This window comes from Streptomyces sp. NEAU-174 (genome assembly GCF_052665095.1).
In genome coordinates this window covers 189486-202822 of the sequence record NZ_JBQTCE010000005.1, presented here as the reverse complement: position 1 = coordinate 202822, position 13337 = coordinate 189486, and the positions used below count along the sequence as shown (strand labels likewise).

Annotated in this window: 12 protein-coding genes; 8 read left to right on the top strand and 4 right to left on the bottom strand. The window is 72.9% G+C overall.

Translation table 11 applies throughout. The features are described 5' to 3' along the window. Window positions 1–483: 483 nt before the first annotated feature. From ACT2CW_RS16570 to ACT2CW_RS16550, 5 genes are all read left to right on the top strand, one after another. The gene (locus tag ACT2CW_RS16570; RefSeq protein ID WP_445517365.1) at window positions 484–1665 is read left to right on the top strand and encodes an NAD(P)/FAD-dependent oxidoreductase; all 1182 of its coding nucleotides are present in this window, start codon (window positions 484–486) and stop codon (window positions 1663–1665) included. Between the two features lie 114 nt (window positions 1666–1779). Further along, window positions 1780–2145 carry an Rv2175c family DNA-binding protein gene (locus tag ACT2CW_RS16565; RefSeq protein WP_037949046.1) on the top strand — a complete coding sequence of 122 codons (366 nt, stop codon included), beginning with the start codon at window positions 1780–1782 and terminating at the stop codon, window positions 2143–2145. A 244-nt stretch (window positions 2146–2389) separates the two neighbouring features. Further along, on the top strand, window positions 2390–3040 hold the full coding sequence (gene thiE / locus ACT2CW_RS16560; RefSeq protein ID WP_445517115.1) for a thiamine phosphate synthase: 651 nt from the start codon (window positions 2390–2392) through the stop codon (window positions 3038–3040). 239 nt (window positions 3041–3279) lie between these two features. Beyond that, window positions 3280–4197, top strand: a complete 918-nt coding sequence (gene metF / locus ACT2CW_RS16555) for a methylenetetrahydrofolate reductase [NAD(P)H] (RefSeq protein ID WP_445517114.1) — start codon at window positions 3280–3282, stop codon at window positions 4195–4197. A gap of 40 nt (window positions 4198–4237) precedes the next feature. Then, entirely contained in the window at window positions 4238–5230 is a 993-nt protein-coding gene (locus tag ACT2CW_RS16550) for a hypothetical protein (protein WP_445517113.1), read from the top strand. Window positions 5231–5307: 77 nt separating this feature from the next. Here the strand turns inward: ACT2CW_RS16550 and ACT2CW_RS16545 are convergent, their stop codons facing one another. The 4 genes from ACT2CW_RS16545 to ACT2CW_RS16530 all read right to left on the bottom strand — a co-directional run bounded on the left by ACT2CW_RS16545 (window position 5308) and on the right by ACT2CW_RS16530 (window position 10745). After that, window positions 5308–6864 carry a phytoene desaturase family protein gene (locus ACT2CW_RS16545; RefSeq protein WP_445517112.1) on the bottom strand — a complete coding sequence of 519 codons (1557 nt, stop codon included), beginning with the start codon at window positions 6862–6864 and terminating at the stop codon, window positions 5308–5310. 332 nt (window positions 6865–7196) lie between these two features. Further along, the gene (locus ACT2CW_RS16540; protein WP_037949028.1) at window positions 7197–7817 is read right to left on the bottom strand and encodes a TetR/AcrR family transcriptional regulator; all 621 of its coding nucleotides are present in this window, start codon (window positions 7815–7817) and stop codon (window positions 7197–7199) included. Between the two features lie 35 nt (window positions 7818–7852). After that, entirely contained in the window at window positions 7853–9937 is a 2085-nt protein-coding gene (locus ACT2CW_RS16535; RefSeq protein ID WP_445517111.1) for a YhgE/Pip family protein, read from the bottom strand. Next, window positions 9909–10745, bottom strand: coding sequence for an ATP-binding cassette domain-containing protein (locus tag ACT2CW_RS16530; protein WP_445517110.1), 837 nt, complete (start codon window positions 10743–10745; stop codon window positions 9909–9911). The genes ACT2CW_RS16535 and ACT2CW_RS16530 overlap by 29 nt, the downstream gene beginning before the upstream one ends. A gap of 192 nt (window positions 10746–10937) precedes the next feature. Here ACT2CW_RS16530 and ACT2CW_RS16525 point away from each other — a divergent pair, with 192 nt between their 5' ends. From ACT2CW_RS16525 to ACT2CW_RS16515, 3 genes are all read left to right on the top strand, one after another. Next, complete coding sequence (locus ACT2CW_RS16525) at window positions 10938–11468, top strand: SAV_6107 family HEPN domain-containing protein (protein WP_445517109.1); 531 nt, start codon at window positions 10938–10940, stop codon at window positions 11466–11468. Between the two features lie 236 nt (window positions 11469–11704). Next, window positions 11705–12487 carry a methyltransferase gene (locus tag ACT2CW_RS16520; RefSeq protein WP_164431910.1) on the top strand — a complete coding sequence of 261 codons (783 nt, stop codon included), beginning with the start codon at window positions 11705–11707 and terminating at the stop codon, window positions 12485–12487. A 398-nt stretch (window positions 12488–12885) separates the two neighbouring features. Further along, window positions 12886–13278 (top strand): DUF3040 domain-containing protein, encoded by a 393-nt coding sequence (locus tag ACT2CW_RS16515; RefSeq protein ID WP_030831620.1) that lies wholly within the window; start codon window positions 12886–12888, stop codon window positions 13276–13278. Window positions 13279–13337: the final 59 nt, after the last annotated feature.

Sequence of the window (13337 nt, the reverse complement as noted above, 5' to 3'; positions counted from 1 at the left end):
CCCCGAACCCCCCGAAAGACCAGCCGCCCCCACCCCCTCCAGCGGGCACCCCCAGCGCCAGCTGGGGGACCTTGAGGACCGTGCCCGGGCGGCGGAGCCCCCACAGCCCCAGCGCCCCGCACCCGCAGCCCCTCCGGCGCTTGAGGAGCGGGTTCGGGGGGAGCCCCCGCACTCCCAGCCCCTCCGGCGTTTGAGGAGCGGGGTCCGGGGCGGAGCCCCGGTGGGGGGCGAGGGGGCGGAGCCCCGTCGTTTCGGGGAGGGGCGGGGTGGGGGCTCACCGCCGGAGGCGCCCACAACCCGCACCCCGCCCAGCCCCGCGCCCCCACCCACCCCCCTCCGCCCCCCACTCTGTGTCCGACCTCTCGCAAGCCGCTCTCCAGTCCGCCCCACCAGCCGCAATACAGTGATCGTGTGAGCGATGAGACGACGACGAAGCCGTCCTCGAACGGCCCCGGACAGCGCGTGGTGATCGTCGGCGCGGGCATGGCGGGCGTACAAACCGCCGTCGCGCTGCGCGAACACGGCTGGACCGGGGAGATCGTCCTGCTGGGCGCGGAGCCCCACCAGCCCTACGACCGCCCCCCGCTGTCCAAGGCCGTACTGCTCGGAAAGGCCGAGGGCTCGACGCTCGACGTGGACTTCGTCGGGCTCGGCATCGGCCTGCGGCTCGGCGTCGAGGTCACCGGCCTGCGCCCGGACAAGCGGCTCGTCGAGACCGCGACCGGCCAGCTCCCGTACGACATCCTGGTGATCGCCACCGGCGCCGAGCCGATCCCGCTGCCGGGCAGCGAAGGAGAGCCCGGCGTCCATCTGCTGCGCACGCTGGACGACGCCGAGCGGCTGCGCCCGGTGCTCGCCCGGCAGCGCGAGATCGCGGTCGTGGGGGCGGGCTGGATCGGCGCGGAGTTCGCCACCGCGGCACGCGAGGCGGGCTGCGCCGTGACTGTCGTCGAGGCCGCCGACCGGCCGCTGGCGGGCGCGCTCCCGGCCGAGGTCGCGGCCCCCATGGCGGCCTGGTACGAGGACTACGGCGCCCGGCTGGTCACCGGCGCCCGAGTGGCCTCGGTCGACGAGAGCGGGCTGCTGCTCGGCGACGGCACCCGGCTGCGCGCGGGCGCGGTGGTCGTCGGGATCGGGGCCAGGCCCACCACGGTCTGGCTCGCGGGCTCGGGCGTGGAGCTGGCCGAGGACCGCTCCGTCGCCGCCGACGACCGGCTGCGCACCTCCGCGCCGGACGTCTACGCGGTCGGCGACTGCGCCTCCTTCCCGTCCGCCCGCTACGGAACGCGACTGCTGGTGCACCACTGGGACAACGCGCTCCAGGGCCCGCGCACCGTCGCCGCCAACGTGGTGGGGAGCCGGACGGCGGCCCACTTCCCCGGTGTGGTCTACGACCCGGTGCCGTACTTCTGGTCCGAGCAGTTCGGGCGCTTCGTGCAGTACGCCGGGCACCACTCGGAGGCCGACGAGCTGGTCTGGCGCGGCGATCCGGCGGGCGCTGCCTGGTCGGTGTGCTGGCTGCGCGAGGGCGCCCTGGTCGCCCTGCTGGCCGTCGGCCGTCCGCGCGATCTGGCCCAGGGGCGCAAGCTGATCGAGCGCGGCGCCCGGCTGGACCGGACGCGGGCCGAGGATCCCTCGGTGCCGCTGAAGTCGGCCGTCCTCTGACCGGCGGGCCGACCGCCGGTCGGCCACCGGCCGACGCGCCCGGGGGCGTGGCGGGCGGCCCGCGCGGCGGACGCCCGGCTACCCACTGTCAGTCCCAGATGGCAGGCTTGTTCCGTGACCGAGATTGACGCAAAGATCGATGCTCTCGTCCCCGCCTGGCTCACCCTCCCCGATGTCGCCGAGCGACTGGGGGTCGAGGTGACGCGCGTCCGGCAGCTGGTCAAGGAGGGCCAGCTGATCGCCGTGCGCCGTGGCGAGAACAGGGTCCTTCAGGTCCCCGAGGAGTTCATCGGTGACGGAAAGGTCGTCAAGGGCCTCGTGGGGACCTTGACGCTGCTGAAGGACGACGGCTTCAGTGACGAAGAGATGCTGGAGTGGCTCTTCACCCCCGACCCGAGCCTGCCCGGCACCCCGGCACGGGCGCTGAGCGAGAATCGCGGCACGGAAGTGAAGCGGCGCGCTCAGGCCCTCGCCGTCTGACGGCGTCACCCTGACGCCGCCACCGCCCAGCCTCCGCGGCCTTCCGCGGCCTTCCACAGCCTTCCGTACGGGCTCGTACCCAGCCCGTACGGGGCCTGTACAGGGCTGGTCGTTTTCGCGCGGGCCGCGCGCTTCCGCTATCGCCATCGCCCCTGATCACACCTGATCGCCCCTGATCACATCTGGCGTACGGGCCGGGCTCCACGCTCGGCCCGTACGCCGTCCGACCCTCCGGGGGGAACCCATGCCCACCACCGCTCGCGAGCGGCTGGCCGATGCCCGTCTCTACCTGTGCACCGACGCGCGGAAGGGCCAGGGCGATCTGCCGGAGTTCCTGGACGCCGTCCTGGGGGCGGGGGTGGACATCGTCCAGCTGCGGGAGAAGCAGATGGAGGCGGCCGAGGAGCTGGAGCACCTCCAGGTCTTCGCGGACGCCTGCCGCCGGCACGGCAAGCTGCTGGCCGTCAACGACCGGGCCGATGTCGCGCATGCCATCGGCTCGGACGTGCTCCATCTGGGCCAGGGCGATCTGCCGGTGCCCGCGGCCCGCGCGATCCTCGGCCAGGACGTACTGATCGGGCGCTCCACCCATGCGGAGGCGGAGGTGGACGCGGCTGCCGTCCAGCCCGGTGTGGACTATTTCTGCACGGGCCCCTGCTGGCCCACCCCCACCAAGCCGGGCCGCCCCGCCCCGGGGCTGTCCCTGGTGCGCTACGCCGCCGCGCTGGGCACGGAGCGGCCGTGGTTCGCCATCGGCGGAATCGACGCCTCCAACCTGGATCAGGTCCTGGAGGCGGGCGCCCGCCGCATCGTCGTGGTCCGGGCCATCACGGCCGCCGACGACCCGGCGGGGGCCACGGCGGAGCTGGCGAAGCGGGTCCGCGCGGCGGCCTGACCAAGCGCTCCGCCGGAAGTGTCGCGATGCGTCGTCGGTCGACCGCGGCGCCGTCGTGGCAACCGCCCCACGACCCGGCCCGGCTCTTCACCTGGGATTCACCCACCTTTCATCCGGCCCGGCCCGTCCGCCGGTCGAAGGCGTACGGATCTGTCCGCACTGCGGACAGGAAGCTGGCAAAACCCCCATATCTCCGAGGTCGGGTGGGCGTAGCCGGGCCGGGTGGATAGCCTGCACATATGGCCCTAGGCACCGCTTCCACCAGGACCGATCGCGCCCAGACCGTGCGCGATCTTCTCGCGTCGGGCGAGCAGTCGTATTCCTTCGAATTCTTCGCCCCCAAAACGGCGAAGGGCGAGCAGACGCTGTGGAACGCCATCCGCAGGCTGGAAGCCGTCTCGCCCACCTTCGTCTCCGTGACCTACGGAGCCGGCGGTTCCTCCCGCGAGGGCACCGTGCGTGCCACCGAGCGCATCGCGACGGACACCACGCTCACCCCCGTCGCCCATCTGACCGCCGTCAACCACTCCCGGGCCGAACTGCGCAACATCATCGGGCAGTACGCCGGCGCCGGGATCCGGAACATGCTCGCCCTGCGCGGCGACCCGCCGGGCGATCCCCTGGGGGAGTGGGTCCAGCACCCCGACGGTCTCGCCTACGCCGCCGATCTGGTCCAGTTGATCAAGGAGTCCGGAGACTTCTGCGTCGGCGTGGCCGCGTTCCCCGAGATGCACCCGCGCTCGACGGACTGGGACACCGACATCCGTCACTTCATCGACAAGTGCCGCGCGGGTGCCGACTTCGCCATCACGCAGATGTTCTTCTACCCCGAGGACTATCTGCGGCTGCGCGACCGGGTCGCGGCAGCGGGCTGTACGACACCCATCATCCCTGAGATCATGCCGGTCACGAACGTCAAGCAGATCGAGCGGTTCGCGCAGCTCAGCAACGCGGCGTTCCCGCCCGAACTGGCTGAGCGGATCCTGGCGGTGAAGGACGACCCGGCGGCTGTACGCTCGATCGGGATCGACTACGCCACGAAGCTGTGCGCGCGGTTGATGGCCGAGGAGATCCCCGGGCTGCACTTCATTACCCTGAACCACTCCACGGCGACGCTGGAAATCTACGAGAATCTGGGACTGCATCAGCGGTCCTGATGACGGCAGCCGACGGGCGGCCGCATTGAGAGGGGCGGGCATGGGCTGGACGGTCCTCTACATCGCTTTCGGCGTCGTCGCGCTGTGGCTGCTCGGAGAGGTCCTCTTGCAGTACAAGGCGCGGCTCCGCTGGCGGCTGCTGGCCTTCGTCGGCTTCCTGGGCGTGGTCGTCGGTGTGCTGATCCCGTCCGTTCCGGTGATCGGGGTGGGCGCGATCGCCTTCGCCATCGGCCAGACGTATGTGACGCTCTCCTTCCGGCGCGGTTTCGCGGCGGGCTGGGCGCTGCGCGGCGGGCTGCCGGGGCTGCTGGGGCGCGAGGGGAAGAGCATCCGGCCGGACGACGCGGACAAGGAGCCGATCCTGGAGGTCTCCGACCTGGAGGCGGTCCCGGCGGCGCAGCCGGAGCCGCCCACCTACCAGCCGCAGCCGATGCCCGACGACACCGGTGAGTACGGCGTCTACGAGGAGCCGTCGCCCTTCACCCCGGCCTCGGGCGCGTACAGCGAGGCGGCGGCGGACGGCTACAGCGCGTACGAGACGTACGGCGGCTACGGGGCGCAGCAGGACCACAGCCAGGGGCAGGGCCACGGCTACGGCCAGGACGTCTACGCGGACCAGATGGGCCAGGCCGGGCAGTACGGCTATGGGAACGAGGCGTACGCGGCCTACGGGCAGGACCCGTACGGCGGCGCCCAGCCCCAGGCCCAGCCCTACGACCAGCAGGGTTACGACCAGCAGGCGTACGGCCAGCAGCAGTACGCCGACCAGTACGCGGCCTACGGCCAGCAGGATCCGTACGCCGCGACCTACGGCGGCGGCGACCACTGGGCGGCCGAGGCTGGCTACGCCTCGCCGGACCCGGCGTACGACGTGATGCAGTCCGGCGGGCCCTGGGTGCCGCAGCAGCGCGAGGGCGACGAGGCGCCCCCGGCGGACCAGCAGGCGTACCCGTACCAGCAGCAGCACCAGGGCCAGAACCAGGGTCAGCACCAGGGCTATCCCCAGGGCTTCGACGAGCAGTACCGCTACTGAGCTTCGCCGACGGGTGGGTGCCGCTCCCGGGAGCGGCACCCACCCGCGCGTTTCGGGGCCCGCGCTACTGGGAGCCGCTACTGAGAGCCGCGCCAGTCCCCGCCCTCGACGATCAGCCCGGCCACCAGCGCGCCCGACATCCCGGCGTGGGCGAGCCCGCCGCCCGGATGGGCCCAGCCGCCCGCCAGATAAAGGCCCGGCATCCGGGTGGCATTGGCGGGCCGCAAAAACGCGCCGTCCGCCCCGGCGAGCACCGGGGCCGGAACGCCGCCGCCCCGGGCGCCCGTCTCCGCCGCGGTGTCGGCGGGTGTGCGGACCTCATGCCACAGCAGCCGCCCCCGCAGCTCCGGTATCGCCGCCTCGGCGGCCGTGATCAGCCGCTGGGCGTCCTGCTCCGCCGCCGCGCCGTCCGTCCAGTCCACCGGGCCGTGCGGGGCGACCACGGCGGTAAGGGTGACGGCCTCGTGCTCCGCGTCCGGGCGCACCGCGGGGTCGTCCGGGCGCAGCACGGTCACGGTGGGGTGGGAACAGGGCTCGCGGAGCCCCTGGCCGTCGCCGAAGACGGCGGTCAACTCCGCGTCGCGGTCCGGGGCGTGGACCACGGTGCGGTGCGCGGTGCCCTCGGGGCGGGCGCCGCGCAGCGCCAGAAAGACGGTCAGCCGCCCCGGTGTGCCGCCGCCGGCGCCGGACTCCGGCCGCACATCCCCCTCCCGCCAGGGCCGCTGCCCGCCGAGCAGCGGGGGCAGCAGCGCGGGGTCGATGCCCGAGACCACCGCGTCGGCCTCCGTGACGCTGCCGTCGGCCAGCTCCACTCCCGCCGCACGGCCGTCCTTCTCCACGATGCCGGTGACCTCGGCCTCGAAGTGGAACTCCACCTTCCGCTGACGGCAGCGCTCATGGAGGGCATCGGCGAGCGCCCGCATCCCCCCGCGCACATACCAGGTGCCGAACGTCTGCTCGATGTAAGGCAGCACGGTGGCCGCGGCGGGGGCGGAGCGCGGGTCCAGGCCGTGCGCCAGCACATGGCTCTCCAGGAGGGCCGCGACGCGCGGATCCCCCAGCTCACGGCTGGCCACCTCGGCGAGCGTGGGCGGCCCGGCGGGGCCGCCCCGGCGGAACAGGCCGCCGAGCCGGCCGCGCCGCGCGGGGGCGGCCGGATAGGGGTCGCGGCCCAGGACCCGCCAGTCGGCGCGCAGCGGCTCCTCCAGGAGCGGCCTGCGGGTGGCGTCCCACACCTCGCGCGCCCGGTTGACCAGATCGCTCCAGCGCTCGCCCGCCCCCGCGCCGAAGGCGCCGTCCAGCGCCTGGAGCACCCCGGCCCGGGAGGCGTTGGGCAGCCGGACGTCCGTGCCGTCGGCGAAGAGGTGCCGGCTCGCCGGGTCGACCTGGACGAGCTCGACGCTCTGCTCCAGGGTCCGCTTGCCGGTCTTCACGAACAGATCCCGGTGGACGGCGGGCAGATGCAGCAGCCCCGGGCCGGTGTCGAAGCGGAAGCCGTCCCGCTCGAAGCGGCCGACCCCGCCGCCATGGGTGCGCCCGCGCTCGTACACCACCACCCGGTGGCCCGCCACGGCCAGCCGGGCGGCCGCCGCCATGGCGCCCATCCCGGAGCCGATCACCACAATCCGTGCCATGACCGTGACTTTATCCGCCCCCACCGACAGCCGGGTCACCGTGCCTGGGGACGAGCGCGCACGGCTGAGTACGCGTACTCAGCCGGGGAGATGAGTAGCCGCGCGGATGGGCCGCCACCTGCGCGGACGAGAGAGTGGAGCACACGGAAGGGCACGCGTCGCACCGCCGGCACGGGGCGGCGGAACGGCGCGGGCCCGGACGAAAGGTGGGAGTCACCGGGAGTCTCCGGACCAGGAGTCTCCAACGGGGGAAGTACGGGGGAGCTACGGGGGGAGGCGCTGTTCCGGTCAGGTCGACGAAAGTCGGTCTGCCGGAACAGCGCCTTCTGCTTTCACCCCGAGGCCACGGTCCCGCCGACGCGGCCCTGGAGCAGCCGTGACAGCGCCGCGTGCACATCCTCCAGCGACCGCTCCGGCTGATAGGACTGCCAGTCCAGCGCCGCCACCAGCACCATCCCGAACAGCGCAGAGGCCGTCAGCGGGATGTCGATGTCCTCGCTGAGCTCGTGCGCGGCCACCCCGGCCCGCAGCTCGGCCTCGATCACCGCTATGGCCTGCTGCCGGACCATCATCAAGGTGGACTGCCAGGCGCGGTTGGTGCGCCACAGCTCGGCCACGTACAGCTGGGTCAGCGACGGATAGCGGGAGATGAAGTCGAGCCCGGCCCTGACCATGGCGTCCAGCGCGTCCACATGGCTGCCGCCGCGCTCGGCGTTCTCGTCGGCGGCGGTCTGGAGCGAGGCGGTCAGCAGCTCGATGCCGTGCCGCAGCAGCTCCTCGAAAAGCACGGTCTTGCTGGCGAAGTTGTAGTAGACCGTGCCTTTGGCCACCCCGGCCCGCTCGGCGATCTCGTCCACCGTGGTGGAGGAGAAGCCCTGTTCGGCGATGAGGGTGACCGCTGCCTCGAAGAGTTTCTGCCGGGTGGCCTGGCGGCGCGTGCTGCTGCTGTCCATGGCGCCGATTCTGCCCGTTGTCGATGTTATCCCGCTCACAGGCTCAGTTCCGGGTGCAGCCGGTCCACCGTCCACACCTGTCGGCGCCGCGCCGACCACGCGGTGAGCGCCAGGGCGGCCGCGGTGAATCCGAGGAGCACTCCGCAGGCCAGCCACACCGGGCCGAGCCCGCCGCCGGTGATCAGCCGGCGCAACCCGTCCACCACGTAGGTCATCGGCAGGAAGGGGTGGATGGCGTTGAAGAAGCGCGGACTGGTCTGCACCGGATAGGTGCCGCCCGCCGAGGTCAGCTGGAGCATCAGCAGGGCCAGCACCAGGATCCGGCCGGCCGGTCCGAAGCGGGCGTTCAGCCACTGCACGATCGCCGCGAAACAGGCCGTCACCAGCATCAGGAAGCCGAGCGTGCCCGCGGCCCGCACCATCTCGAGGCCGATCGCCCAGTGCAACACCGCCATCAGCGCCAGCGTCTGGAGCACACCGATCGCGGCGACCGGCAGCCAGCCCGCGAACGCGATCCGCCAGGAGGACGCGCCCGCCGCCAGCGCGCGCCCGTTGAGCGGCTGGATCAGCATGTAGGCCACCATCGCGCCGACCCACAGGGAGAGCGGGATGAAGTACGGGGCGAAGCCCGTGCCGTAGTTGGGCGCCTTGTGCAGCGCCTGGTTGACCAGCCGCACCGGATCCGACATCACCTCCGTACGGGCGTCCCGGTCCTGCTTGCCGTAGTCGGGGATCTTGCCCGCGCCGTCGTGCAGACCGCCGGAGAGCTTCCCGGAGCCGTCCACGAGCCGGTACATCCCGCCGCCCAGGGTGTCCGCGCCGCCGCGCGCCTTACCGACGCCACTGTCGAGGTCGGAGGCGCCGGTCTTGGCGGTGCTCAGCCCGGTGTGCAGGGTTCCGGCGCCCTTGGCGACCTTCTGCGCCCCGGAGTTGAGGGTGTTGATCTTCCGTACGGCGGAGTCGAGGTCGGTGTCCAGATGCGGGGCCTTCCGCGCGAGCCAGAGCGCCTGGTCGTGCAGATCGTCCAGATGGCCGCCGAGGGTGTCGAGTTGGCCGGTGTGGTCCTGGACCAGCTTGTTGACGTCCTCTGCCACATCGGCGGCGGTGCCGGCCGCCGCCACCGACTTCTTCAGCGCGGGGCAGTCCGGGTCGGTGGGCACCGCACCCTCGCAGCGGGTCCGGTAGTCGGCGGCGAGGTCGTCGGACGCCTTACGGGCCTTGGTGGCCGCCGTGGAGGTCTTCTCGGGCAGGGTGTCGAGGTTGTCGGACGCCTTCTGGGAGGCGTCGGCCACCAGTTGGGAGATGTCCCCGATCTCCTTGCCGTGCTCCTTGAGGAACGGGCGGACCTTGGCCGCCACGTCGTTGACCTTGTCGGACAGGGACTGGGTGCCGTCGGCGACCCCTCCCGCGCCGGTCTCGAGCGTCCCGGAGCCCTTGTAGAGCGTGCCGAGCCCGGACTTCAGATCGCGGCTGCCCTCCTTGGCCTTGGCCAGGCCCTTGGCGAGGTCGTCCGCGCCCTTCTTGGCCTTGCCGATGCCCTTACCGAGCTTGTCGGCGCTCTTGGCGGCCTTCTCCGTCTCGCCGTGGATGTCGGCGAAGGAGATGAAGATGTTGTCGTAGAAGCCGCGGGACGCCTTGGTGGAGGCCGCGGCGCGCACCTCGGAGAAGACCGAGCGGGAGATCTGGCCGACGATGTAGTTGTTGGCGTCGTTGGTGCGCACCTTGAGGGCGCCGGTCTCCGGGGACTTCCCCGAGCTGGAGGCGATCTGCCGGCTGAAGTCCGAGGGGACGGTCAGCGAGAGGTAGTACGTGCCGTTCGCGACGCCCTTACGGGCCTCGGCGGCGCTCGTGGGGTGCCAGTCGAAGGTCTCGCTGTGGAGCAGCTTGTCGGTGATGTCGTCGCCCGCGGTGAGGTGCTTGCCCTTCACGGTGGCGCCGGTGTCCGAGTTGACGAGGGCGACTGGGATCTTGTTCAGCTTGCCGTACGGATCCCAGAAGGACCACAGGTACAGCGCGCCGTAGAGCAGCGGCAGCAGGAGCAGGGCGGCGAGCGCCGCGCGCGGCAGCTTGCCCCTTCCGAACCGCTTCAGCTCAAGCGCGGCGAGTTTCGGCGAGCGCATCCGCCGACCCCTCCTCGTTCTCGTCGTGTTCGTGTCGGTCGGCGGCGGGCGCGTCGGCCTTCCGGGTCTCCCGGGCCTTCTCGCCGCTCTCGGCGGCGCCGGTGCGCGCGGTGCGGACCACGACCGCGCCGGGCGGGGCCTGGCTGCACACCGCGAGGACCGTGGTGCCGTCCGCCGCGATCTCCCGCAACAGCGCCCAGGCGCGGTCACGGTCGGCGTCCGAGAGCTTCAGGTCGGCGTCGTCGACGGCCAGCAGCCGCGGCCGGGCGATGAGCGCGAGCGCGATCGACAGCCGCAGCGCCTCCAGCCGCTCCAGGTCCCGTACGGCCGTACGCGGCCCCTTGGGCAGCGTGTCGAGGTCCAGCCCGGCGGCCGTGAGGGCGGCGTCGATCGCGGCCCGGGACGCGGCGGCCCGATCCCGGCGCGGGCGCAGCAGCCCGCGCGGGGAGTCGGCGAACCGGCGTCGCAGCAGGGCCCGCTCGCGCAGATGCTCGGCGACCGTGAGCACCGGGTCGAGCTCGGTGACGCCCGGCACATGCGCGAGCGCGCTGATCCGGCGTATGCGCGCCATCTGTTGGGGAACCCGGAAGCCACCGACGCGGCCGTGTCCCTCGGTGGGGCGCATCCGGCCGGTGAGCGTGAGCAGCAGGGAGGTGCGGCCCGAGCCGGACGGGCCCTCGACGGCGATCAGCGCACCCGGATCGGCGGCGATGCCGGCACCGCGGAACGCCCAGCCGTGCGATCCCCTGACGCCGAGCCCCTCGGCCGTCACCGCTGCTCCGGTCCCCGCTTCTGGGGTGCCCCCCACACAGATCACTTCCTTGATTTTTGAACTGACTGGTCAGTGCAAAAACCAGTATGGGGCATGGTCGAGGGAGGTGTGGCACCGGGGGCGTTCGCGCTGGTCAGGGCCGATTGTCAGTGGTGTGCCCCACGATGGCCCCATACGGCGATCGCTTTACCACATGAGCGGCCGCCACGCGACGACAGGAGGTTCGTCATGGCCAGTACCGCCGCAGCGCGCCGGCACCGTGCCGCCGCCCCTGCCCCCTCGTTGACCGGCCCCGCGAGCGATGTCCACCCCGTGCTGCGCCGCGCGTCCGCCCCGCCCGCCGCCGCGGCCCTGCTCACCCAGGCCCATGAGGGCCTGGAGGAGGCCGCCGAGCTCGAGACCCCCAACGAGCGCTTTGCGACCGCGCATCTGGCCGCACTGCGCACGGCCGCCGCCGTGCTCGCCGTGCGCGGCCGCCCCGAGCCCACCGCGCGCCGCCGCGCCCGGATCCGCAGCGCCTGGGAGGTGCTGCCCGAGGTCGCTCCCGAACTGACCGAGTGGAGCGCCCTGTTCGCCTCCGGCGCCGAGCGCCGGGCCCGCGCCGAGGCGGGGATACAGGGCGCCGCGAGCCCACGGGACGCGGACGATCTGCTGCGCGCCACCGCGATGTTCCTGCGCCTGGTGGAGCGCATGCTGATGTTGCAGCCCGCCCTGCCCCACCAGAGGCCGGACGACGAGCCGGGCCCGCCGGGGGCCTGAGGGACGGCCCGGTATCGGCGCGGGGCTGCCCCTGTATCCGTGCGGGGGTCGTCCGGCGTCCGCCGGGAGCGGCCCGGTGTCCGCGTGGCGCCGGTCCGGTAGCGCGTGGCGCCGGTGCGCCGGCCGCCTCGGCGCGGCCCGCCCCACGGAGGCAATAGGCTGGGAGCACCGACGTTCAGCAAGCCGTCGTCACCACCTCCGGGCGGTGGCGGCACCGCGCCGAGGAGCCACCCGCCGTGTCAGACCCGCAGCGCCCCCGTGCGTCCCTCCGTACCGCCGTGGTCTGGGAGGTCCTGAAGGACGCCCTGGAACGGCGGGCCAAGGCCACGGGCCGGGAGCCCGCCGGGGGCGAGGCCGTGCACGGCGCGCTGGACGTCCTGGACACCGGCGGCGGCAGCGGCAATTTCGCCGTTCCCGTGGCCCGCCTCGGCCACCGCGTCACCGTGGTCGACCCGAGTCCGAACGCGCTGTTCGCGCTGGAGCGGCGGGCCGCCGAGGCCGGGGTCGCCGACCGGGTGCGCGGGGTCCAGGGAGACGCCCACGGACTGTTCGACGTGGTCGAGCGCGGCGGCTACGACGTGGTGCTCTGCCATGGCGTCCTGGAGTACGTCGACGACCCCGCCGAGGGCCTGCGGAACGCGGCGGCGGCCCTGCGCCCGGCCGGGACCCTCAGCGTGCTCGCCGCGGCCCTGGGCGGCGCCGTACTGGCCCGTGCCCTGGCCGGTCATTTCACCGAGGCCCGGCAAGCGCTTACTGATCCGGAGGGCCGCTGGGGCTCCGGGGATGCGATGCCGCGCCGCTTCACCGAGGACCAGCTGTCCGGGCTGGTGCGCGCGGCCGGTCTGGAGATCGCCGCGGTGCACGGGGTACGGGTCTTCGCCGATCTTGTCCCCGGGGTGCTCGTGGACACCGAGCCCGGGGCGCTGGACGCCCTGTTGCAGCTGGAGGAGGCCGCCGCCGAGCTGCCCGCCTTCCGCTCCGTCGCCACTCAGCTGCACGTCCTCGCCGAGCGGGACTAAGCAGGTCGCAGGAAGTCCGCTACGGCTCGGGCAGCGCCCCGAAGGGGCGCGGGGAACTGCGCGACCAGCCCCGATGCGGCCGCAGACGCACGACGGCATTTCGCGGCACTTCCCGCGGAGCGCTTAGCGCACTCCTCCCGCCCCATCCGACGACGGGCGGCGCAGGTGGAGTCGGCCACAGGAGGCCCGATCGGACGCCCGGCGCCGTATGATCGGGGTACACCGTCCGGCATGGCCAATCGGCGGGAGGGGAATGGACGTCTCAGCGTCAACTTTCGCCACACCCGAAGGGGTGGGCGAATTGGCGTTGAGGGGCGGGTTTCACGGGGGCGATTCCCTGCCTATCCTGAAAGGGTCGCACCCGGTCGCCCCCCGCGACCGACGAGTAGGAGGACTCCGTGCCGCTCTCGGAGCACGAGCAGCGCATGCTCGAGCAAATGGAGCGAGCGCTGTACGCCGAAGATCCCAAGTTCGCGACAGCGCTTGAGGGAAGCGGCCTGCGAACGTACACCCGGCGACGGGTCTACCAGGCGGTCGCGGGTTTTCTGGTGGGCATCGCACTCCTCATGGTCGGGGTGATCGTTCCCCAGATCTGGATCAGCGTGGTGGGCTTCCTGATCATGCTGGGATGCGCGGTGCTCGCGGTGACCGGGTGGCGCAAGGCTCCCAAACCCGGCGAGGCGCAGCGTGGCGGTGGGGCGGCTCCCCGCCGTCAGGGCCGTCAGCGCCGCTCGATGATGACACGCATCGAGGAGCGGTGGCAGCGGCGCCGTGATGAGCAGGGCCACTGAGAATTCACGGATGAGCTGTTGAGGGGCGGTCGCCGACGGGCGACCGCCCCTCAACCGTG

Excerpts from the sequence above, each read along its gene's own strand:
- ACT2CW_RS16570 (WP_445517365.1), top strand. The coding sequence starts at position 484 with ATGGCGGGCGTACAAACCGCCGTCGCGCTGCGCGAACACGGCTGGACC.
- thiE (WP_445517115.1), top strand. The coding sequence starts at position 2,390 with ATGCCCACCACCGCTCGCGAGCGGCTGGCCGATGCCCGTCTCTACCTG.
- metF (WP_445517114.1), top strand. The coding sequence starts at position 3,280 with ATGGCCCTAGGCACCGCTTCCACCAGGACCGATCGCGCCCAGACCGTG.
- ACT2CW_RS16550 (WP_445517113.1), top strand. The coding sequence starts at position 4,238 with ATGGGCTGGACGGTCCTCTACATCGCTTTCGGCGTCGTCGCGCTGTGG.
- ACT2CW_RS16545 (WP_445517112.1), bottom strand. The coding sequence starts at position 6,864 with ATGGCACGGATTGTGGTGATCGGCTCCGGGATGGGCGCCATGGCGGCG.
- ACT2CW_RS16540 (WP_037949028.1), bottom strand. The coding sequence starts at position 7,817 with ATGGACAGCAGCAGCACGCGCCGCCAGGCCACCCGGCAGAAACTCTTC.
- ACT2CW_RS16535 (WP_445517111.1), bottom strand. The coding sequence starts at position 9,937 with ATGCGCTCGCCGAAACTCGCCGCGCTTGAGCTGAAGCGGTTCGGAAGG.
- ACT2CW_RS16525 (WP_445517109.1), top strand. The coding sequence starts at position 10,938 with ATGGCCAGTACCGCCGCAGCGCGCCGGCACCGTGCCGCCGCCCCTGCC.